Genomic DNA, 21,192 nt, shown 5'->3' with positions numbered 1-21,192 from the left:
CCGCGCTCCAGGAATCACCCCGTGACCGCTTCCAATCTCCGCGCCCTGCCTGGCCTGCTCACCCCGTCCTATGCCTACAAGCCGTTCCGGTATCCGTGGGCCTACGAGTTCTGGAAGAAGCAGCAGCAGGTCCACTGGATGCCCGAGGAGGTGCCTCTGGGCGAGGACTGCAAGGACTGGGCGACCAAGCTCAACGACCGTGAGCGTTCGCTGCTGTCGCAGATCTTCCGGTTCTTCACCCAGTCCGACGTCGAGGTGAACGACAACTACATGGAGCGCTACAGCCGCGTCTTCAAACCCACCGAGGTGAAGATGATGCTGGCCTCGTTCTCCAACATGGAGACGATCCACATCGCGGCCTACGCCCTGCTGCTCGAGACGATCGGCATGCCGGACTCCGAATTCACCGCCTTCCTGGATTTCCAGGAAATGCGCGCCAAGCACGACTACATGCAGACCTTCGGCGTCGAGACCCATGCCGACATCGCCCGAACGCTGGCCATGTTCGGCGGCTTCACCGAGGGGCTGCAACTGTTCGCCTCGTTCGCCATGCTGATGAATTTCCCGCGCCACAACAAGATGAAGGGCATGGGTCAGATCGTCTCGTGGTCTGTGCGCGACGAGAGCCTGCACTGCGAAGGCATCATCAAGCTGTACCACGCGTTCAACGCCGAGACCGGCGCGGTGACCAAGAGCGTCGCCGACGACATCGTCGACTGCTGCAAGACCGTGGTGGGCCTAGAGGACCGGTTCATCGACCTGGCCTTCGAAGCCGGTGAGGTCCAGGGCATGACCCCGGACGACATCAAGCAGTACATCCGCTTCGTCGCTGACTGGCGGCTGCGTCAACTGGCGCTGCCCGAGGCCTACGGCGTGAAGGAGAACCCGCTGCCGTGGCTGCAGTCGATGCTGTCGGGCGTCGAGCACGCCAACTTCTTCGAAGCCCGCTCGACGGAATACTCCAAGGCCGCCACCCGCGGTCAATGGGACGGCAAGGCCGGCGTGTGGTCGGAGTTCGATCTGCTGATGAACAAGCGCACGGAGTCCGCCTCGCTGGTGGAGTAGGACTCCCCAGCCGGCCTCAGATCGGCTCGCCGGTCACCGCCGGCGCGCGCGGCTCCTCGGCCAAGGCGCGGTAGGCGAATCCGGCCAGCACCGCGCCGACGACCGGCGCGACCCAGAACAGCCAGAGTTGCTGCAACGCCAGCCCGCCGACGATCAGCGCGGGCCCGGTGCTGCGGGCCGGGTTGACCGAGGTGTTGGTCACCGGAATGCTGATCAGGTGGATCAGCGTCAGGGCGAGCCCGATGGCGATCGGGGCGAAACCCGATGGCGCGCGCGTATCCGTCGCGCCCAGGATCACGATCAGGAAGCCGAAGGTCAGGATGATCTCGATGGTCAGCCCCGCGACTAGGCTGTAGCCGCCGGGCGAATGCTCGCCGTAGCCGTTCACCGCCAGACCGTTGGGCGCCAAGGTGAAGCCCGCCTGACCGCTGGCGATGAAGTAGATCGCCAGCGCTGCGATGATTGCGCCAACGACCTGCGCCGCCGCATAGGGCGCGATGTCCTTGGCCGGGAAACGCCCGCCGGCCCACAATCCGACCGTCACCGCCGGGTTCAGATGGCAGCCCGAGATGTGCCCGATCGAATAGGCCATGGTCAGGACCGTCAGGCCGAACGCCAGGCTGACGCCGACAAAGCCGATGCCGACGTCGGGAAAGCCGGCGGCAAGCACCGCACTGCCGCATCCGCCGAACACCAGCCAGAACGTGCCGAAGAGTTCGGCGAACAGCCGCTTTGGCAAGGACACCATCTTTTCGCCTCCCGACTTGCCGGATCGGCAAGGCGGCAAGCATGGCCGTAAGCCCCAGCGATGGCAAATCGTCCGCGCGGCGCGCTCAGCCCCAGGGCCCGCGGGGGCGGCCGGTGATCGGCACCGCGGTCGTCCTGCGCAAGGCGCGCCGCGAGGATGCAGGTGAACCGCCGCCGGCGATTTCCATCAGCGCCGCGACCCGGTTGTGCGTCGCCGGATGGGTGGAGAACAAGTTGTCCGCGCCCTGGCCGGACAGCGGGTTGATGATGAACATGTGACTGGTCGCCGGATTGCGTTCGGCGGTGTGGTTGGGAACACCGCGGGCGTAGGACTCGATCTTCTGCAAGGCGGCGGCGAGCGCCTGAGCGTCGCCGCTGATCTCCGCGCCGCCGCGATCGGCCTCGTACTCGCGGCTGCGGCTAATCGCCATCTGCACCAGCGCCGCGGCGATGGGCGCCAAAATCGCCAATGCGACCGTGCCGATCATCCCCATCGGCCGGTCACGGTCACCGCCGAAGAAGAAGGCCATGTTGGCGAGCGCCGAGATCGCGCCGGCGATCGTCGCAGTGACGGTCATGGTCAGGGTGTCGCGATTGCGGACGTGAGCCAGTTCGTGGGCCATGACGGCGCGGACCTCGCGCCGGTCGAGCATCTGCAGCAGGCCGATCGTGGCCGCAACCGCAGCGTGGTCCGGATCGCGGCCGGTGGCGAACGCGTTCGGCTGGTCGTTGGCGATCACATAGACCTTGGGCCTGGGCAGGCCTGCACCATCAGCCAGTTCGTGGACGTCAGCGACGAAGCTGCGGACCAGCGGTCGGCCGTCATCCGCCTCCACCGGCTGCGCGCCGTACATCCGCAGCACGATCTTGTCGGCGTTCCAGTAGCTGAACAGGTTCATGCCTGCCGCCAGCAAGAAGGCGATCGCCATGCCGGCAGGGCCGCCGATCATATAGCCGACGCCGATGAAGACGGCGGTCAGCGCCGCCAACAGCATGAAGGTTCGAAGGTGGTTGCGCATCGCTTCCCAGTTCGATGGGGGCGACCATCGCCCCATCACCGCAGATATGGGAAGTCTGCGCGGGCGGTGAAGAGGCGCCCGCGTCAGCTCCGCTGAGGCTCAGGGACCGGTTCCTCGATCTGGTCTTCCCACTTGGCCACCACCGCGGCGGCGACCGAGTTGCCGACCACGTTGGTCGCCGAACGCCCCATGTCGAGCAGGTGGTCCACCGCCAGAATCAGCAGCAGCCCCGCCTCCGGCAGATTGAAGTAGCTGAGGGTCGCGGCGATCACCACCAGGGACGCACGCGGTACGCCGGCCATGCCCTTCGATGTGATCATCAGCAACAGCAGCATGGTGATCTGCTGGCCCACGCTAAGTTCGACGCCGTAGACCTGGGCGATGAACAGGGTGGCGAAGGTGCAGTACATCATCGACCCGTCCAGGTTGAACGAGTAGCCGAGCGGCAATACGAAGCTCGCCACGCGGCGCGAGACGCCCCATTTCTGCAGTTCCTCCAGCGTCCGCGGATAGGCGGCCTCGGACGATGCGGTGGAGAAGGCCAGCAGGGCCGGCTGACGGATCGCGGCGATCAGCTTCAGCGCGCGCGGGCCCACGATCAGCACGCTGACGCCGATCAGCAGGCCCCAGAGCAGCGCCAGCGACAGATAGAAGCCTCCGACGAACTTGGCGTAGGTCCCCAGGATCTCCAGCCCCTGGGTGGTCACCGTGGAGGCCAGCGCGGCGAAGATGGCGAACGGCGCCAGCTTCATCACATAGCCGGTCACCTTGAGCATGATCGAGGCGATCTGGTCGACCAGGGCCAGCACCGCCGGCGCCTTGTCGTCGATCGCCGCCACCGCGGTGCCGACGAAGATCGAGAACACCACGATCTGCAGGATCTCGTTGTTGGCCATGGCTTCGACGATCGAGCGAGGCACCAGGTGGGTGATGAAGTCCTTGAGCGTGAACTTCGAGGCGTCGACCGCTGCGCCCGCCGTCTGAGCGTCGGGCAGGGTGAGCGACAGGTCGGCGCCTGGCCGCAGCAGGTGCACCATCAACAGGCCGATGCTCAGCGAGACGATGGAGGCGGTGATGAACCACCCCATGGTCTTGATCCCGACACGGCCGACGGCGGCCGCGTCCTCCATGTGGGCGATGCCGGCCACCAGGGTGGCGAACACCAGCGGGGCGATGATCATCTTGATCAGGCGCAGGAAGACATCGGTGATGATCGACAGCGTTTCGGCGAACGCCTTGCCCTGTTCGGGGGTGAGGCCCTGGTTGGCGGCCCAACCCACGCCGATCCCCAGCACCATGGCGGCGATCAGCAGGTAGGTGAACAGGCGATTCATGGAAGTGTCCCCGAGTGGTCGTCGACAGTTGTGGCCGGTGTGTCACGCGTCGTCCATCCCGCCGCCTCGATACCCGGCGCGATTGCGGGCTATATGGGCGACATGACCATTGAGGCGCAGGCGGCCGCCATCGTTGCGCGGCTGGACGACGAATACAGGCGATCGGTCGGGGCGTTGCGCGCCGATCTGAAGCGGTTCCTCGCTGGCGGCGGGCCGCCGCAGGCCGCCTTGCGGGCCAGCGGCGCCTATGCCTATCCAGAACTGCGTCTGAACTGGCCGGTGGGCAAACCCTATCCGCGGATCGGCCGCTCCTATGCGCGCATGGCCCACCCGGGGCGCTACGCGGTGACCGTGACGCGGCCGGACCTGTACCGCGACTATCTGATCGAGCAACTCACCCTGTTGATGCGGGACTTCGAGGTGGAGCTGGATGTCGGGCGATCCACCCAGGAGATCCCGTTTCCCTATGTCCTCGACGGAGCCACGGACAGCGCCCAGGTCGACTTGGACGCCGCGGCCATCGCGCGCTGGTTCCCGACCACGGAGCTCGCCGAGATCGGCGACGAGATCGCCGACGGCCTGTGGAGCCCGGCGCTGGAGGCCCATCGCCCGCTGGCGCTGTTCGACGGGCTGCGCACCGACTTCTCCCTGGCCAGGCTCGCCCACTACACGGGCACGCCGGTGGAGCACGTCCAGCAGTTCATCCTGTTCACCAACTATCACCGTTACGTCGACGAGTTCGTCCGCTGGGGGCTGGAGCAGCTGCAGGGGGACGGTCCCTACACCGCGCTTTCGGCGGCGGGCGGAGCCTTGGTCGACGCGGGGACGCCGGATGCGGCGGGCGTCGTGGCCGCGGCCGCCTGGCGACGTCACCAAATGCCCGCCTACCACCTGATGGCTCCGGACCGGCGCGGGATCACCCTGGTCAACATCGGCGTCGGTCCGTCGAACGCCAAGACGATCACCGACCACCTGGCGGTGTTGCGTCCACAGGCCTGGTTGATGATCGGCCATTGCGGAGGCCTGCGCGACAGCCAGACCATCGGCGACTATGTGCTGGCTCACGCCTACCTGCGCGACGACCATGTACTCGACGACGTGTTGCCGCCGGAAGTGCCGATCCCGCCGATCGCCGAAGTCCAGGTGGCGCTGAGCGCGGCGGCCGAGCAGGTGACCGGCGAGACCGGCGAAATGCTCAAGCGACGCCTACGGACCGGGACCGTCGTCACCACCGACGACCGGAACTGGGAGCTGCGCTTCTCGTCCAGCGCGCTGCGGTTCAACCAGTCGCGCGCCGTGGCCATAGACATGGAGAGCGCCACGATCGCCGCCCAAGGCTACCGGTTCCGGGTGCCGTACGGCACGCTGTTGTGCGTCTCCGACAAGCCGCTGCACGGCGAGATCAAGCTGCCGGGCCAGGCCAACGCCTTCTACGAGCGCGCCATCGGCCAGCACCTGCAGATCGGCGTGGCCACCATGGACCTGCTGCGGCAGGAAGGCCCGAGGCTGCATTCGCGCAAGCTGCGCAGCTTCGACGAACCTCCGTTCCGATGAGCCGCCGTCCAGTGCGGCGACGGGCGAGAGCGCCAAACGGATCGCGCCCGCCGCGGCTGTTGGGCCAGGGCGGGCGCTTTCAGGGACGGAACCTCTCCGACAGGTTCGTGAGACGACACTGCGCCCGGGATCGAACACCGGCCAATCACCTCGGTGTGAGACACGCCGACGTGTTCATGGTTCAGCTTCTAAAGGGAAATTCCTGCGCATGACGCCTCTCGACGACCGAGGCCTCACGCTGGGCGACGGCTTGTTTGAGACTGTCCTGGCGTTGGACGGCGTGCTGGTCGGCGTCGCCGCGCATCTGGATCGCATGGCGCAGGGCTGCGCGGTGCTGGGACTGCCGATGCTGGACAGGGGGCGGGCGCAGGCCGAAATGCAGGCGAGCCTGGCGGGTGTCGGATCGCACGCTCGGGTCGCCGTACGCCTGACGCTGACCGCAGGCTCAGGCGGGCGCGGGCTCGACCGTCTGACGTCGCCGTCGCCGCGGCTGTTCGCCACCGCGGCGCCTGCGCCTGCGCCCGCCGGTCCCGCGCGTCTGTTGGTCAGTACGGTGCGACGCAATGCGGCTTCACCGACCTCACGCCTGAAGTCGCTTTCCTATCTCGACAATGTGCTGGCGCGCCGCGAGGCGAGCGGCGGCGGTTGCGACGAGGCCGTGATGCTCAATGCGGCGGGGGAGGTGGCCTGCGCTGCGGCGGCGAACATCTTCTGGCTGCGCGAGGGGCGCATCTTCACGCCGGCGCTGGCCTGCGGCGTGCTGGCGGGCACCATGCGCGCCAGAGTGATGGCGGCGAGCGCCGCAGCCGGTGTTCAAGTCATCGAAACGCATGGAGATCTGGTGGAGCTGGAGGCGGCCTCGGCGGCCTTCCTCACCAATGCGCTGATCGGCGTGCGGCCGGTGGAGCGGGTGGGAACGACCGCGTTCGACCCTTCGGCCTTGGTGCAGCGCCTGGCCGACGCCGTCGCCTGATCCAGGCCCGGTTCCCTAGGTGCAATCCGCGCAGGCGATCACCTCGGTGCGGCGCGGCCGGTGGTAGTAGGTCTCGTTGAAGCGCACGACGTTCGGCAGGATCTGGCTGATGAACGAGTCGTAGTCGAAGCGCAGGTCGGTCTTGACGATGCTTTCGTTGGCCGCGATCAGGCCCACCGGGAAGCCGGCGACGACTGAGTTCTTGGGCGCGAGCTTGGGCAGGGCGGTTCCGACCGAGACGCTCCACACCACGCGGGCCACGCCGCCGGCGTCGGCCTGGACATTGGTGATGCGGATGCTGAGGTCCGACGGCGCGCCCGGATCGACGATCGCCGTTCCGATCTGGATGATGTCGGTGAGCGTGGCGGCGTTCACCGACGTCGACTGGGCGACTAGGTCGCCGACGATCGAGGCGGCGTGGCCGGCGCGTCGTTCGGCCATCATCACCAGAGTGAGCGCTGCGAGGCCCAGGTAAAGCAGCACCATGATCGGCGCGATCATCGCGAACTCGACGGCGGAGACGCCGCGCTGATCTCGGAGGAGGCGTGTTAGGAACATTTCGAGCCTACCGGCAGGGTGCTGCTGAAGGGTTCGTTGCGGAAGGCGGAGATGGAGTTGATCATCCGCTTGTTCGACCCGGCGCCCATGTTCTGCAGTGCATTGTTGAGCAGCGGCGTGTACAGTTTCCACTGATAGTGCGTGCGGACCAGGACGATGTCGGTAGGCTCGCCGGGCGACCAGCAATTGGCGGCCGGATCCAGAGGGTTGTAGGTCGCCGGATTGAGTTGCGGGTAGTTCGCCAGGTCGTTGAATGTCGCGAAGGTGCGCACATCAAGACTGAGGTCGGTCGAACAACTCGCCTGAAGCCACGACATCTTGGTGCAGACCAGGAGCTTGAAATCAGCCTTGGTGTTGCCGGCGCTGGTCTGGAACTCACCGGTGCGGATCTGGCGCGAGGCCGACTCGGTAGCCGCCTCCAGGGTGGTCGAGACGATGAACACCATCGCCAGCTCGACGATGCCGAACAACAGCAGCAGGAACGGGAAAGAGACCAGGGCGAACTCGACCGCGGTCGCGCCGCGCCGGGCGCGGGCGAACCGTTGGAAAAGTCGTCGTGGTTCGCGAATTCGCGGCATCACCAGCTTCGCCCCCAAAGGCCTTCGCTGTGAGTATCCGCGATCCAGGCTAATCGAGGCTTAAGGGGCCGGGGCCGCCGCTGCGGGGTCGGAAGTCGCCGGCGTCGAGGCGGCGGCCGGCGGGCCGACCCGTTCGCACAGCGAACTGCAGGCATAGCTGACCATCTGCGGCCCTCGGAAGATCGAGACGCTGGCTTCCGGTGCGGTGACCACCAGGTCGCGCTCCAGGATTGTGCGGCCGGCGCGATCGACGACGATCAGGTTGGTCATGCCGTAGGCCTTGCCCAGGACCACGACGTTGCGCGAGTCGATCATGCTGACGTCGGCGATGCCGGGATTGCCGACGATCACGTCCCGGGCCGGCGCGCTCAGCCGGATTCTCGCGCTCTGATCGAGGCGGACGGCGAAGGTTTCCGCAAAGGCAGGCTGGGCTGCGAGGGTGGCGGCGACAGCGAGGAGTGCGAGGCGGCGCATGGGAAGCTCCGATTGTTCGGGCCAAAAAATGCGCCGCAATGGTCAACAAAGCCTGAAGCTTCAGCGCCCTTGCGCGCGCGAGAGTCTTAAATGTGAAATCGACGATTCCGGCCTGTTTCCGCGGCGTGGTTAATCGATCCTAATAGTAAATCAAAGTAAACCATATATATAATTTGTCGAATACTTCCAGGTTTACTCCACATTAAGTGAGCCAGGCGATAGTCGCTTCAATTCGGGGGCGAGCAGTTTCCAGCGGATGTCCAAAAGGCGTCGGTTGCTCGCTGCAGAAGGAGATCGAGCACATGTCCAAATTCGTGAAGCGTTTCATGCACGACCAGTCGGGCGCGACCGCAATCGAATATGGCCTGATCGCTGCGCTTATTGCGGTGGTGCTGATCAGTGCGCTCCAAACTCTCAGCGGGAAAATCGGCGGAACCTTCAATGCCGCCAGCGCCAAAATGCCTTAGCCACCGCTGCAAGTAACGCCGCGGCTCAATCTCTAGCCTAATCTAAAAGGACCCCAACAATGACCAACTTCATCAAGCGTTTTTCGAACGACGAATCCGGCGCCACGGCCATCGAATACGGCCTGATCGCGGCTCTGATCGCGCTGGTGCTCGTCGGCGCCCTGACGACCCTCGGCCCGAAGGTCGCCGGTACGTTCAACAAGGTCGCGAGCAGCATGCCGTAAGACCTACGGGTCTTATAGAAGCATCATTACAGGGGCTGCGGCGCGAGAGCGCCGCAGCTCTTTTTTTGCGTCTGCGGATCCGTGGTTCGCCGGCGCAACGCTCTGTTCACCCAATCCGAGCAGCATGCCGCCGACAAAGGTGCGCACGATGCTTCCCGCTCTTCAGATGATCCTGGTGATGGTGTTCCCGGCCCTGGTGACCGTAGGAGGCTTGCGCGACCTGACGAGCTACATCATCCCCAACTGGATCTCGATCACGCTGGCGGCGGCTTTCCTGCCAGCCGCATTGGCGGTCGGGGCGCCGCTGGGCGACATCGGCCTGCACGCGGCGGTCGGCGCGGGCGCGCTCGTCGCCGGCATGGTGATGTTCGCGCTCGGCTGGATCGGCGGCGGCGACGCCAAGCTTTTCGCGGCGGCGGGCCTGTGGCTGGGGTGGCCGGCCTGCCTGATCTTCATCGCCGCCACGGCGGTCGCCGGCGGCGCCCTCGCCCTCAGTCTGTTGATGCTGCGTTCGATCTGGCTGCGGCCGTTCCTGCCGGGCGGACCGGCCTGGTTCGGCCGTCTGGTGGAGCCGGGCGAAAGCGTGCCCTACGGCGTCGCCATCGCCATCGGGGCGCTGGCCGCCCTGCCTTACTCCACCCTGCCGAACCTCATGGCCGTGGCTTTCTGAAGCACCTTTAGCGGGCGTTAACCATGGACCGGCCAAGGTCCATCGACCGCAGAATGTGGACATCCGAGTCGCGCACGTCCCCGAAAAGACGGGGCGATCGCCAATTTCCCGCCAGGCGGGACGGAAATCGAGGTCATGGGCGCGGTCCGAATAGCCATCATCGCCATCGCCGGGATTGCGGGCGTCGCGCTCGCCTTCCTCATTCACGGCATGATGGCTCCCAAGCCAGTCGCACCGGTTGCGGTCGCTGCTGTCTCCAAACCCATGGCCCAGGTGTTGGTCGCCAAGAAGGACCTGCCGATCGGCTGGCGCATCACGCCCGCTGATCTGAACTGGCAGGCCTGGCCGATCGAAGCGCTCAACGCGAACTTCATCACCGACGGCGCGGCGCCAACGCCGCAGCCGAAGGACGCCGCCGGCAAGGTCGCCAAGACCGCGACCCGCGCCGCCACCGACCTGGTCATGGGCCAGGGCCCGATGCAGGCGTTCGAAGGCGCAATCGTCAAGGAAGCCCTGATGGCAGGCGAGCCGATCACCGCGCGCAAGGTCGTGCGGGCGGGCCAGAGCGGATATCTGTCCGTCGTCCTGCAGCCTGGCATGCGCGCCATGGCCATCCCGGTCACCGCCGAAACGGGCGCGGGCGGGTTCATACTCCCGGGCGACCGTGTCGACGTCCTGCAGTCGCGGGCTCAGGACAACGGCGGCTCCAAGGCCTTCGTCACCGAGACCCTGATGCAGAACCTGCGAGTCCTGGCCATCGACCAGACCACGTCGCCGGAGGCCGACGCCAAGACCGTGGTCGGCGCCGTCGCCACCCTGGAAGTCCCGTCGTCCGACGCCGAGGTTCTGGCGCGTGGCAAGGCCCAGGGCGAGATGATCCTGGCCCTGCGCTCCTATGCCGATGTGGGCGGCGCCTCGGGCCGCGGCGGGCCTGCCGCCCGCGAGCAGAGCGTCAACATCATTCGAGCCGGCAACTCCACAGAGGTCGCAGTCCGATGATCTGCAAGTTCGTCCTGCCCCTGGCGTTGCTGGCGGCGGCTCTGGCGCCGATGTCGGCGTCCGCCCAGAGCGTCACCCAGAACGCCGGACTGGCGATGTCCAGCGACGCCGCAGCGGCGTCCTCGGTGGTCCGGGTCAATCTCGCCGGCGCGGGCGCCGCCCAATCGCTGTCGCTGCCCAAGGGCAAGTCGGCCATCGTCGAGCTGCCCACCGACGCCCGCGACGTCCTGGTCACCAATCCCACGGTCGCCGACGCGGTGCTGCGTACGCCCCGACGGATCTATGTGATGGGCATCGCCGCCGGCCAGACCGACGCGGTGTTCTTCGACGCCGCCGGCCGACGCATCCTGTCGCTTGACATCCGCGTCGACCAGGACACCTCGGCCACCGCCCAGACGATCAACCGGCTGCTGCCGGGCTCCGCCGTGCGCGTCGACGCCATGAACGACAGCATCATCCTATCCGGCCAGGTGCCGAGCCTCGCCGACGCCGACCGCGCGGTGCAGATCGCCCGCGCCAGCGTCGGCAAGGACGACCAGGTGGTCAACCTGCTGGGCATCGCCGGCAAGGACCAGGTGATGCTCAAGGTGCGCATGGTCGAGATGGAGCGCAGCGTGATCAAGCAGCTGGGCTTCGACATCAACGCCGTGCTCAATCAGGTCGGCGAACCCCAGTTCATCTTCGGCAAGTCCGCCACCTTCGGCGTCAATGGCTCGCTGCTCGGCGGCCTGACAGGGGGTCTGAACTTCGATTCCACCAAGGGACCTGTCATGCAGGTCCCTTGCGGTTATCCGCCTCCCAACGAGGCCGTGCAGTGCGACATCATCTCCCGTAGCGGCGGCAATTCCGACACTGCGACGGTCAAGAGCGGCCTCGCTGGCGACCCTGGCCTGAATCAGGCGACCAGCATGATTAAGGCGTTTGAGCGCGTCGGCTTGGTCCGCACGCTGGCCGAGCCGAACCTCACCGCGGTGTCGGGCGAGTCGGCCAAGTTCCTGGCCGGCGGTGAATTCCCGGTCCCGGTCGGCCAGGACAACGACGGCCGCGTGACCGTCGAGTTCAAACCCTTCGGCGTCGGCCTCGGCTTCACCCCGGTGGTGCTGTCCGGCGGCCGGATCTCGCTGAAGATCTCCACCGAGGTCTCCGAGCTGACCGCCCAGGGCGCCTTCTCGATCGGCAACGGATCCGGCGCGCCCGGCCTCACCATCCCGGCGCTGAACGTTCGCCGCGCCGAGACCATGGTCGAACTGCCGTCCGGCGGCTCGATGATGATCGCGGGCCTCTTGCGCGAACAGACCCGCCAGAACCTGGATTCCCTGCCCGGGATGATGAACCTGCCCGTGCTGGGCACCCTGTTCCGCTCGCGCGACTACCTGTCGGGCGAGACCGAGCTGGTGATCATCGTCACCCCCTATCTGGTGGGCGCGACCAATCCCGCGGCGCTGCAGACCCCCGCCGACGGCTTCAAGATCGCCAGCGACCCGGAGACGGTCCTGCTGGGACGCATCAACCACGCCTACAAGGCCAAGCCGGCTCCGGCCGCGGCCCCCTCCTACCAAGGCCCCTACGGCTACGTGATCGAGTGAGCGCCATGACCCGCCACATCTTCCTGAATATCGCGACCGCGGGCTTGAGCGCCTTGGTGCTCAGCGGCTGCATCAGCCCTGTTCCCGACGCGGTCGAAAACCCGCTGACGCCGACTCAGCAGTTCGAGGCGAAGGTCTCGTCCGTACCGGAGGAGGTGCGGCTGGCGATCCACGCCGGTGGGCTGTCATCGGCCCAGGCCGAAGCGCTGAAGGATCTCGTCGCCGGCTGGCGCTCGGAAGAGGGCGGCATGATCGGCATCCAGGCGCCGCATGTCGGCGTCGACGGCGCCGCGGCGTACCGGATGAGCGAGGGCGCCCGCGCCTTCCTGATCGGCCAGGGTGTGCCGGCCGATCAGATCGAACTGGTCGGCTACGATCCCAAGGGCGACCCGCGCCCGCCGCTGCTGGTCGGATACCTGAGCTATCGCACCGAAATCCCGGAGTGCGGCAAGTCCTGGCCCAGCATCACGCGGACCATCGCCAACAAGCCGACGCCGAACTTCGGTTGCTCGATCACCGCGAACATGGCGGCCCAGATCGCCAATCCGGCGGACCTGCTTGGCCCGCGCGCCTCGGATCCGGCCGACGCCGGCCGCCGCATGGAGGTGCTGACCAAGTACCGAAAGGGCGAGCTTACGGCGACGAAAAAGGACGACAACGCCACCGGCGCTGTCTCGAAGGCAATCAACTAGGGCGCGATCCGATGAAGCCTCAATCCACCGCCCCCGATCCCTTCGACATGAGGTTCGAGGCGGACGACGACTTTGCCCCGACCCCGGACGAAGGCTGGCATGAAGCCGCCTTCGAGGGCGTGTCTGCGGCCCCCGATACGCCGCCGGATTCGAGCCTTGGCGACTTCGACGACCTTGAGATCATGCCCGCCATGGTCGAGGCGCCGCGGCCCAATCCGGTGCACGAGATCATCGCCGGCGCCGAGGCGATGCTGGGTGAGACCCTGGTCCCGCGCATCACCATCCACGCCTTTCTCGCCACGCCCGATGTGATCGAAGCCGCGGAAGCCGCGTCCAACGACCGTCGCATGGAGCGCGTGGTCACCACGATCCGCCCGGGCGGCCTGCCCGGCGCGCTGCAGGCCTATCAGACCCAAACGACGCCCTCTTTGATCATCGTTGAGAGCCTGGACGGGCCCGGCGAACTGCTCGCGGGCCTCGACCAGCTCGCCGAAGTCTGCGATCCGGGGACCAAGGTCGTGGTCATCGGCGCGGCCAACGATATCGCGCTCTACCGCGAGCTGATCCGCCGCGGCGTCAGCGAGTACCTGGTGCCGCCGCTCAACGCCCTGCAGATCGTCCGCTCTGTCTCCACCCTCTATTCGGACCCGTCCGCGCCGTTCGTCGGACGTCAGGTGGCGTTCTGCGGCGCCAAGGGCGGCTCTGGCTCCTCGACCATCGCCCACAATGTCGCCCACTCGATCACCGAGCGGCTGCAGATCGGCGCTGTCCTGGTCGACCTGGACCTGCCGTTCGGCACCGCCGGGCTCGACTTCAACCAGGACCCGCTGCAAGGCGTGGCCGATGCGCTCAGCCAGCCCGACCGGCTGGACCCGGTGTTAATGGACCGCATGATGGCGCGCTGCACCGAGCGGCTGTCGCTGTTCGCCGCGCCGGCGACGCTCGACCAGGACTACGAGATCTCCAACGAGGCCTATGACGAGGTCACCAACAAGATCCGCGGCGCAGCCCCGTTCGTGATCCTCGACCTGCCGCACGCCTGGAGCGCCTGGAAGCGCAAGATCCTGCTGTCCTCGGACGACCTGGTGATCGTGGCAACGCCGGACCTGGCCTCGCTGCGCAACGCCAAGAACATGATCGACCTGGTGCGCCGGGCGCGTCCGAACGATGCGCCGCCCCGGCTGGTCCTGAACCAGGTCGGCCTGCCCGGCCGCCCGGAGATCCCGGTCAAGGATTTCGGCGCCGCGCTCGGGATCACGCCCGCCGTGGTGCTGCCTTTCGACGCCAAGCTGTTCGGCCAGGCGGCCAACAACGGTCAGATGATCGCCGAGATCGGCCCCAAGTCGAAGGCCGCCGAAGCGCTCGACAATCTGGCCCAACAGATTGGCCGGCGCGAACCGCCGGCGGTCCAGAAGGCCAGCCTGATCTCCAGCTTCTTCAAGCGTAAGTAGCCCGCATGTTCGGCAAGCGCCCAGGCGAGCCCGCCACACCGAAGGTCAAGGACGCGCCGCCGCCGGCGCCGCAGGGTGGTCCTGCGATCGCCACCCGCCCGCAACGCACCGACGCGCCGCCGCCCAAGGAGCGTGCGCCAGCCGTCGCCGGTCCCAAATCAACCTTCGCGTTCGAACAACTGCAGTCGGCGCAGGGGCCGACGCCGATGACCAATGTCGTCCGCGAGCAGTCGGAATTCTATCACGCGACGAAGACCACGATCTTCAACGCCCTGCTGAACACGATCGACCTTTCGCAACTGGCGCAGCTCGACACCAAGGCGGCTTCGGAGGAGATCCGCGACATCGTCGCCGAACTGGTGGCGATCAAGAACGTCTCCATGTCGGTGGTCGAGCAGGATCACCTGGTCCAGGACATCATCAATGACGTCCTGGGTTACGGCCCGCTGGAACCCTTGCTGGCCCGCGACGACATCGCCGACATCATGGTCAACGGCGCCAACCGCGTGTTCATCGAAGTCAGCGGCAAGGTTCAGCTGACCAATGTGCGCTTCCGCGACAACACCCAGCTGATGAACATCTGTCAGCGGATCGTCAGCCAGGTGGGCCGGCGCGTCGACGAAAGCTCGCCGATCTGCGACGCGCGCCTGCCGGACGGCAGCCGGGTCAACGTCATCGGTCCGCCTCTGGCTCTGGACGGTCCCACGCTGACCATCCGGAAGTTCAAGAAGGACAAGCTGACGATGAAGAACCTGGTGGAGTACGAATCCATCAGTGCGGAAGGCGCGCGCGTGCTGGGCGTGCTGGGCGCCTGCCGATGCAACACGCTGATCTCCGGCGGCACCGGCTCCGGCAAGACGACGCTGCTGAATACGCTGACCGCGTTCATCGACCCGACCGAGCGGGTGGTGACCTGCGAAGACGCCGCCGAACTCCAGCTCCAGCAGCCGCACGTGGTGCGGCTCGAAACCCGCCCGGCCAATCTGGAAGGCCAGGGCCTGATCACCATGCGCGATCTGGTCAGGAACTGCCTGCGGATGCGTCCTGAGCGGATCATCGTCGGCGAAGTCCGTGGACCTGAAGCCTTCGATCTGCTGCAGGCGATGAACACCGGCCACGACGGATCCATGGGCACGCTGCACGCCAACAGCCCGCGTGAAGCCATCAGCCGTCTGGAATCAATGATCACGATGGGTGGCTACGGCCTGCCCTCGAAGACCATCCGCGAGATGATCGTCGGCTCGATCGACGTGATCATCCAGGCCGCGCGCCTGCGCGACGGTTCGCGGCGCATCACTCACATCACCGAGGTTGTGGGGCTGGAAGGCGAGGTGATCATCACCCAGGACCTATTCCTCTACGAGATCACCGGCGAGGACGCGGAAGGCCGCGTGGTCGGTCGTCACCGTTCCACCGGCATCGCACGGCCGCGCTTCTGGGATCGGGCACGCTACTACGGCCTGGAACGGGAACTGGCCGAAGCCCTCGACGCGGCGGAATAGCCATGAGCCCGATGGTCCTCACCCTGCTCGCCGCCGTCCTGTGCTTCGTCACGGTCGCCGGCTTCGGATTCGTCCTGGTCGGCGGGGACTCCGCGCAGACCCGGACGTTGAAACGCGCTCAGACCATCGTCGGGCGCGGCGAAGCCGCCGAGGGCGGCCGTGGCCGTCGCGCCCAGTCGGGGCCAGACCAGCGCCGCCGCCAGATCCTCAAGACCCTCAAGGATCAGGATCGGCAGGCGAAGAAATTGCGGCTGACGCTCAGCGCGCGGCTTCAGCAGGCAGGGCTCAGCGGAGAGGTCAAGGGCTTCTGGATCTCCAGCGGCGTCCTGGGCTTCGTCGTTGCGATCGGGGTCATTGCGCTGGGCCAGTCGCCGATCATCGCGCTGGCGCTGGGCGGTGCTGCGGCGTTCGGCCTGCCCCGCTGGGTCGTAGGCTTCCTGGGCCGTCGCCGCACGAAGGCGTTTACGGCCGCATTCCCGGACGCCATGGACATCGTCGTGCGCGGCATCCGATCGGGCCTGCCCGTGCACGACTCGCTGCGGGTCATCGGCGCGGAGACCGCCGAGCCCCTGGCCGGAGAATTCCGTCGACTGGTCGAGAACCTCGGCATGGGGCTTTCGGTCGAGCAGGCGCTGGAGCGCATGCATGAGCGCATGCCGACGCCCGAAGTGCGGTTCTTCTCGATCGTGCTGACCATCCAGCAGAAGACCGGCGGCAACCTGGCCGAAGCCCTCGGCAACCTTTCCGGCGTGATCCGGGCGCGTAAGCTGATGCGCGAGAAGATCAAGGCGATGTCCGGCGAGGCGGTGGCCTCGGCCTGGATCATCGGCTCCCTGCCGCCCGGCGTAGTCGCGCTCATCACCGCGATGAGCCCCGAGTACATGATGGTGCTGTTCACTGACCGTCGCGGCCAACTGATGCTGCTCGCCGGCATCACGTGGATGAGCATCGGCATCTTCGTGATGCGCAAGATGATCAACTTCCGCCTCTAGAACGGATCGCCGATGGACATCGTCAAGGTTCTCACCGATCCGCAGAACATCGTCTCCGCCTTGAGTGCGGTGGTGGTGTTCGCCACGATCGTGACCATCGCTCAGCCGCTGCTGATCCGCTCCACCCTGGAGACCCGGCTGAAGTCGGTGTCGACGCGGCGCGAGGAGTTGCGGCGCAAGTCGCGCGAGGCGCTGGCCAGCAAGAGTTCGAACTCGCTGCGCCAGACCGATGAGGGCCTGCACAAGACGATTGTCGAACGGCTGCAGCTGTCGCGGCTGCTGGAGGATCCGCAAGTCGTCGAGAAGCTGGCCCAGGCCGGCTACCGCGGGCCGCGCCCGGTGACCATGTTCTATTTCTTCCGTTTCGTGCTGCCGTTCGTGTTCGGCGCGGCGACGGCGTTCTACCTGTTCGTGATCAACGACTTCGGCATGCCGATGTTGACCCAGATCGCCGCCTCGGTCGGTGGTCTGACGCTCGGCTACTACGCGCCAAACGTCTACATCAGCAATGTCTCCCAGAAGCGACGGGAGTCGATCGTCGGCGCCTTCCCCGACGCCCTCGACCTGTTGCTGATCTGCGTGGAAAGCGGCATGTCCATCGAAATGGCCATCCAGAAGGTGAGCCAGGAGATCGGCGGAAGCTCCATCGAGCTGGCCGAAGAACTGACCCTGCTCACCGCCGAGCTGTCGTACCTGCCGGAGCGCCGCCAGGCTTACGAAGGCCTCGCGCGCCGCACCAACCATCCGGGCATCCGTTCTGTGACCACCGCGATGATCCAGGCTGAGCGCTACGGCACGCCGCTGGGCACGGCCCTGCGCGTGATGGCCAAGGAAAACCGCGACATGCGCATCGCGGGCGCGGAAAAAAAGGCCTCGCAGCTTCCCGCCAAGCTCACCGTGCCGATGATCCTGTTCTTCCTGCCAGTGCTGTTCGTGGTGATTCTCGGCCCGGCGGTCATCAAGGTCAGCGACATGATGGCGACCAAGCCGGTCTAGGCGTGGCGTGGGGACGGCGCGCTGCGTCGTCCCGTCGAACCCTCAGGAGCACGCTTAGGGTTGGGCGCGCAGGGCGTCCCAGGAGCGTTGCGTGGGAACGCCGCCGGCGCCGCTGACCGCGCGCAGATAGGCCAGGTTGTTCGCCACCATCTCCGGCGGAAGATCCTGGCGCGCCAGCTTCTCGGCCTCTGCGAGCCGCCCTTGCATCCCCAGCACGAGCGCCAGGTTCTGGCGGATGTAGGCGTTGGCCGTAGGCTTCGACGCGGCCAGGCGCAGCATGCGTTCAGCGTCGGCCATCTGGCCGTGCCCGGCCTGGTACATGGCGTAGTTGGCCAGCACCGACGGCTCTTCCGGCGCCAACGTCATCGCCTTCTGATGCGCGGCGAGAGCCTCATCGTCGCGGCTGGCCTGCTCCAGGGCGACGGCTAGCAGCGACACCGGCCGCCAGTCCCTGGGCGCGAGCGCCGCCGCCTTCTGAGCGGGCGCAACGGCATAGAAACCCTGGCCTCGGCTGATATGGGCGCGGGCGACCTCAAGGAGGGCGTCGCGATTATCCGGCTCGATGAGCAGCACCCGTTGGGCCGCCTCGACCGCCTCGTCGTACTTGCCGAGCGAACGCATGGCCCGCGCAAGGTTGACGCCTGCGCCCGCGTCACGGCCATCGCGTTCGACTTCACGGGTCCAGAACGTGGCGCGCGCCAGCGGATCGCCGCGCTGGGCCATGGCCCGTTCCTCCGCCGTGGCCTTCTGCCGCGCCGGCGCAGCGGTCTCGGTGGTCGCGGGCAGCGGTTGGACGCGTTCCTTGGCGAGCGCCAGCGGCGCCTGCGTCAACATCAGCGCGGTTGCGGCAAGGATCGACATGCGACACATGGGAAAGGGTGGCTCCTGATGTTCCGCGATGAGCATCGGGCCGCCGCTTGAAGGAAGCGTTAAGCATAATCTTCGGGTCTGCCGCATGAACGAGTCCATCGTCGAAACCCCGGCCGCAGGCGCCGTCGTCGTCCATGCATTGCAGGAAAGCGAACTGGCCGGTTTCCTCGAAGGTCGGCAGGCCTTTCTCGCCGGCTATGCGCAGACCAGCGACTTCAAGGCCAAGGCCGGCCAGATCCTGATCGCCCCGAACACCGAGGGCGCCATAGACCGGGTCCTTTTTGGTCTTGGCGGATCGGCCGACCCGATGGCGTTGCGCGCCCTGGCCGCCAGGCTTCCGGCGGGCGACTACCGGCTGGCCGCGACACCGGCCGGCATGAGCGCCGATCAGGCGGCCCTGGCCTTCGCCCTCGGGGCGTATCGCTATGGGCGATACAAGCAGGGCGGCGTGGGCGACCACGCGCGGCTGTTCGTCGAGGGCGCGGACGTCGCCGAGGTGCGCCAGCAGGCTCACGCCTGCGCCCTGGCCCGCGACATGATCAACACGCCCGCCAATGACATGGGGCCGCTGCAGATCGAGACCATCGCCCGGGAAATCGCCCACCACCACGGCGCGCAGATCACCGTGATCACCGGCGAGGGCCTGCTGGAGGCCAACTATCCAGCCATCCACGCCGTGGGTCGGGCGGCCGTGGAGGCCCGCGCGCCGAGGATGATCGAGCTGCAATGGGGCGAGGCGGACAAGCCGCTGGTGGCCATCGTCGGCAAGGGCGTGGTGTTCGACACCGGCGGCCTGGACATCAAACCTTCGGCCGGCATGCGGCTGATGAAGAAGGACATGGGCGGGGCGGCGCATGCTCTGGCGCTCGGGCGGATGATCATGGCGGCGGGTCTGCCGGTGCGGGTCGCGATCCTGGCGCCGGTGGTGGAGAACGCGATCTCCGGCGACGCCATGCGACCGGGCGACGTGCTGAATTCGCGCAAAGGCCTGACCATCGAGGTGGGGAATACAGACGCCGAAGGGCGTTTGATCCTGGCCGACGCGCTGACGCGCGCGGCCGAGTTGTCGCCGGCCTTGACCCTGGACCTGGCGACCCTGACCGGCGCGGCGCGCGCGGCGCTGGGGCCGGAGATCCCGCCCTACTACACCGACGACGACGTGCTGGCTCAGCAGATCCAGACGGCTTCGGATCAGACGGGCGACCCCTTGTGGCGGATGCCGCTATGGAAGCCCTATGCCGACGCTTTGGATTCCGAGATCGCCGACATCAAGAACGATCCCGACGCCTGGGCCCAGGCTGGATCGGTGACCGCGGCGCTATTCCTGCAACGCTTCGCGCCTGCCGGACCGTGGGCGCACTTCGACATCTTCGCCTGGAACGGTCGCGGGAGGCCGGGCCGCCCGGCCGGCGGCGAAGCGCAGGCGATCCGCGCGCTCTATCGCCTGGTGCGGGACCGGTTCTCATGACCGGCGACGCGCGCTTCATCCTGCAGCGCGATGGCCGGGCGGGGCGTTCCGCCGAGGGCTTGATCAAGGCGCGGACCTATGGGGACGAGCGCGCGTTGCGATGCGTCGCACCGGCCGCCGGCATCCGCAAAGCCGCCTCGGACCTGGCCGAACAGGTCGACCAACTGCTGCTCGGCGAAGACTTCGACGTCCTCGACGAAGTTGACGGCTGGTGCTTTGGCCAGGCGCGCCGCGACGGCTATGTGGGCTTTGTGGAAGCCGCCGCCCTGGCGCCGCGCGGCGACCCACCCACGCATCGGGTGTCGGCGCGCAACACCTACGCCTTCCGCGAGCCGACCATCCGCGCACGTCCAAGCGGTCCGATCACCCTCAATTCACTGCTGACGGTGACCGCGGAGGAGGGGACCTACGCCTTCGCCGAGGGCGCGGGATGGGTCCCATTACGGCATCTGGTCCCCGTCGGACGCTTCGCCGCCGATCCGGTCGCCGTGGCCGAGCTGCTCTTGGGTGCGGCCTATGTGTGGGGCGGGCGCGAGGCCAGCGGCCTGGACTGCTCGGCCCTGGTCCAGCACGCGCACTTCGCCTGCGGACGCAGCCTGGATCGCGACACCGACCTGCAAGCCCGGGCGGGCGAAGCGATCTCTGCAGACAACTTAGGCCGTGGTGATCTGGTGTTCTGGCGCGGCCATGTGGCGATGCTGATGGACGCGGTGCGGATCATTCATGCCAACGCCCATCACATGGGCGTGGCCATCGAGCCCTTGGCCGAGGCTGTGGCGCGGATCAGCGCAGCGGGCGCAGGCAAGCCGACGGCGTACCGCCGACTCTAAGCGTCGACTCAGTTCGGCGCGGCGGTCTTCGCAGGAACCTGCGCAGGCGCGCCGGGGCCCTGACCGGCCGGGCCGCCCGCGCCAGCGGCGGGCGTCGCCGTAGAGCCGGTGGCGGTCGGCTCACCAGCGGCGGTCGCGCCGGC

Annotated in this window: 22 protein-coding genes; 15 read left to right on the top strand and 7 right to left on the bottom strand. The window is 67.2% G+C overall.

Annotated features, from left to right (window positions below; all coding sequences use genetic code 11):
- Positions 1 to 21: 21 nt before the first annotated feature.
- Positions 22 to 1,065, top strand: a complete 1,044-nt coding sequence (locus Q8M88_RS12715; RefSeq protein ID WP_305597525.1) for a ribonucleotide-diphosphate reductase subunit beta — start codon at positions 22 to 24, stop codon at positions 1,063 to 1,065.
- 16 nt (positions 1,066 to 1,081) lie between these two features.
- On the opposite strand, the gene aqpZ is transcribed toward Q8M88_RS12715, so the two are convergent.
- The 3 genes from aqpZ to Q8M88_RS12700 all read right to left on the bottom strand — a co-directional run bounded on the left by aqpZ (position 1,082) and on the right by Q8M88_RS12700 (position 4,165).
- Positions 1,082 to 1,813: an aquaporin Z gene (gene aqpZ, locus Q8M88_RS12710; RefSeq protein ID WP_371132702.1), complete on the bottom strand. Its 732-nt coding sequence runs from the start codon at positions 1,811 to 1,813 to the stop codon at positions 1,082 to 1,084.
- A gap of 85 nt (positions 1,814 to 1,898) precedes the next feature.
- A complete protein-coding gene (htpX, locus tag Q8M88_RS12705; RefSeq protein WP_305597524.1) occupies positions 1,899 to 2,831 on the bottom strand; it encodes a zinc metalloprotease HtpX in 933 nt (310 codons plus the stop codon).
- Positions 2,832 to 2,914: 83 nt separating this feature from the next.
- Positions 2,915 to 4,165, bottom strand: coding sequence for a dicarboxylate/amino acid:cation symporter (locus tag Q8M88_RS12700; protein ID WP_305597523.1), 1,251 nt, complete (start codon positions 4,163 to 4,165; stop codon positions 2,915 to 2,917).
- A 102-nt stretch (positions 4,166 to 4,267) separates the two neighbouring features.
- On the opposite strand from Q8M88_RS12700, the gene Q8M88_RS12695 reads away from it, so the two are divergent.
- Together Q8M88_RS12695 and Q8M88_RS12690 are read left to right on the top strand one after the other, a co-directional pair.
- Positions 4,268 to 5,719 (top strand): AMP nucleosidase, encoded by a 1,452-nt coding sequence (locus tag Q8M88_RS12695; protein ID WP_305597537.1) that lies wholly within the window; start codon positions 4,268 to 4,270, stop codon positions 5,717 to 5,719.
- A gap of 208 nt (positions 5,720 to 5,927) precedes the next feature.
- Positions 5,928 to 6,692, top strand: coding sequence for an aminotransferase class IV (locus Q8M88_RS12690; RefSeq protein ID WP_305597522.1), 765 nt, complete (start codon positions 5,928 to 5,930; stop codon positions 6,690 to 6,692).
- Between the two features lie 15 nt (positions 6,693 to 6,707).
- On the opposite strand, the gene Q8M88_RS12685 is transcribed toward Q8M88_RS12690, so the two are convergent.
- Genes Q8M88_RS12685 through Q8M88_RS12675 form a run of 3 tightly spaced genes read right to left on the bottom strand, consistent with a single transcriptional unit; the run spans position 6,708 to position 8,302 of the window.
- Positions 6,708 to 7,250, bottom strand: coding sequence for a TadE/TadG family type IV pilus assembly protein (locus Q8M88_RS12685; RefSeq protein ID WP_305597521.1), 543 nt, complete (start codon positions 7,248 to 7,250; stop codon positions 6,708 to 6,710).
- Positions 7,241 to 7,828 (bottom strand): TadE/TadG family type IV pilus assembly protein, encoded by a 588-nt coding sequence (locus Q8M88_RS12680; RefSeq protein WP_305597520.1) that lies wholly within the window; start codon positions 7,826 to 7,828, stop codon positions 7,241 to 7,243. Before Q8M88_RS12680 ends, Q8M88_RS12685 begins: the two co-directional genes overlap by 10 nt.
- A gap of 60 nt (positions 7,829 to 7,888) precedes the next feature.
- A complete protein-coding gene (locus Q8M88_RS12675) occupies positions 7,889 to 8,302 on the bottom strand; it encodes a pilus assembly protein N-terminal domain-containing protein (RefSeq protein ID WP_305597519.1) in 414 nt (137 codons plus the stop codon).
- A gap of 302 nt (positions 8,303 to 8,604) precedes the next feature.
- On the opposite strand from Q8M88_RS12675, the gene Q8M88_RS12670 reads away from it, so the two are divergent.
- From Q8M88_RS12670 to Q8M88_RS12625, 10 genes are all read left to right on the top strand, one after another.
- Complete coding sequence (locus Q8M88_RS12670) at positions 8,605 to 8,769, top strand: Flp family type IVb pilin (protein ID WP_305597518.1); 165 nt, start codon at positions 8,605 to 8,607, stop codon at positions 8,767 to 8,769.
- Between the two features lie 59 nt (positions 8,770 to 8,828).
- Positions 8,829 to 8,993: a Flp family type IVb pilin gene (locus Q8M88_RS12665; protein ID WP_305597517.1), complete on the top strand. Its 165-nt coding sequence runs from the start codon at positions 8,829 to 8,831 to the stop codon at positions 8,991 to 8,993.
- 148 nt (positions 8,994 to 9,141) lie between these two features.
- On the top strand, positions 9,142 to 9,663 hold the full coding sequence (locus Q8M88_RS12660; RefSeq protein WP_305597516.1) for a prepilin peptidase: 522 nt from the start codon (positions 9,142 to 9,144) through the stop codon (positions 9,661 to 9,663).
- 135 nt (positions 9,664 to 9,798) lie between these two features.
- Positions 9,799 to 10,662 carry a Flp pilus assembly protein CpaB gene (gene cpaB, locus Q8M88_RS12655; RefSeq protein ID WP_305597515.1) on the top strand — a complete coding sequence of 288 codons (864 nt, stop codon included), beginning with the start codon at positions 9,799 to 9,801 and terminating at the stop codon, positions 10,660 to 10,662.
- On the top strand, positions 10,659 to 12,248 hold the full coding sequence (locus Q8M88_RS12650) for a type II and III secretion system protein family protein (RefSeq protein WP_305597514.1): 1,590 nt from the start codon (positions 10,659 to 10,661) through the stop codon (positions 12,246 to 12,248). Before cpaB ends, Q8M88_RS12650 begins: the two co-directional genes overlap by 4 nt.
- Positions 12,249 to 12,253: 5 nt before the next feature.
- Complete coding sequence (locus Q8M88_RS12645; protein ID WP_305597513.1) at positions 12,254 to 12,940, top strand: CpaD family pilus assembly protein; 687 nt, start codon at positions 12,254 to 12,256, stop codon at positions 12,938 to 12,940.
- Positions 12,941 to 12,951: 11 nt separating this feature from the next.
- Positions 12,952 to 14,391 (top strand): CpaE family protein, encoded by a 1,440-nt coding sequence (locus Q8M88_RS12640; RefSeq protein WP_305597512.1) that lies wholly within the window; start codon positions 12,952 to 12,954, stop codon positions 14,389 to 14,391.
- Positions 14,392 to 14,396: 5 nt separating this feature from the next.
- A complete protein-coding gene (locus tag Q8M88_RS12635; protein ID WP_305597511.1) occupies positions 14,397 to 15,893 on the top strand; it encodes a CpaF family protein in 1,497 nt (498 codons plus the stop codon).
- Positions 15,894 to 15,904: 11 nt separating this feature from the next.
- Positions 15,905 to 16,885 (top strand): type II secretion system F family protein, encoded by a 981-nt coding sequence (locus Q8M88_RS12630; protein WP_305597536.1) that lies wholly within the window; start codon positions 15,905 to 15,907, stop codon positions 16,883 to 16,885.
- A gap of 12 nt (positions 16,886 to 16,897) precedes the next feature.
- Positions 16,898 to 17,881, top strand: coding sequence for a type II secretion system F family protein (locus Q8M88_RS12625; protein WP_305597510.1), 984 nt, complete (start codon positions 16,898 to 16,900; stop codon positions 17,879 to 17,881).
- A 54-nt stretch (positions 17,882 to 17,935) separates the two neighbouring features.
- Here the strand turns inward: Q8M88_RS12625 and Q8M88_RS12620 are convergent, their stop codons facing one another.
- On the bottom strand, positions 17,936 to 18,751 hold the full coding sequence (locus tag Q8M88_RS12620) for a pilus assembly protein TadD (protein WP_305597509.1): 816 nt from the start codon (positions 18,749 to 18,751) through the stop codon (positions 17,936 to 17,938).
- 85 nt (positions 18,752 to 18,836) lie between these two features.
- On the opposite strand from Q8M88_RS12620, the gene Q8M88_RS12615 reads away from it, so the two are divergent.
- The gene (locus Q8M88_RS12615; RefSeq protein WP_305597508.1) at positions 18,837 to 20,219 is read left to right on the top strand and encodes a M17 family metallopeptidase; all 1,383 of its coding nucleotides are present in this window, start codon (positions 18,837 to 18,839) and stop codon (positions 20,217 to 20,219) included.
- Positions 20,216 to 21,049 carry an NlpC/P60 family protein gene (locus Q8M88_RS12610; RefSeq protein ID WP_305597507.1) on the top strand — a complete coding sequence of 278 codons (834 nt, stop codon included), beginning with the start codon at positions 20,216 to 20,218 and terminating at the stop codon, positions 21,047 to 21,049. The genes Q8M88_RS12615 and Q8M88_RS12610 overlap by 4 nt, the downstream gene beginning before the upstream one ends.
- Positions 21,050 to 21,192: the final 143 nt, after the last annotated feature.

Origin of the sequence: Phenylobacterium sp., from assembly GCF_030693805.1 — a bacterium.
GTDB lineage: Bacteria > Pseudomonadota > Alphaproteobacteria > Caulobacterales > Caulobacteraceae > Phenylobacterium.
Note: the sequence above shows the minus strand (reverse complement) of the source record. Positions and strands in the feature narration are given on the sequence as shown.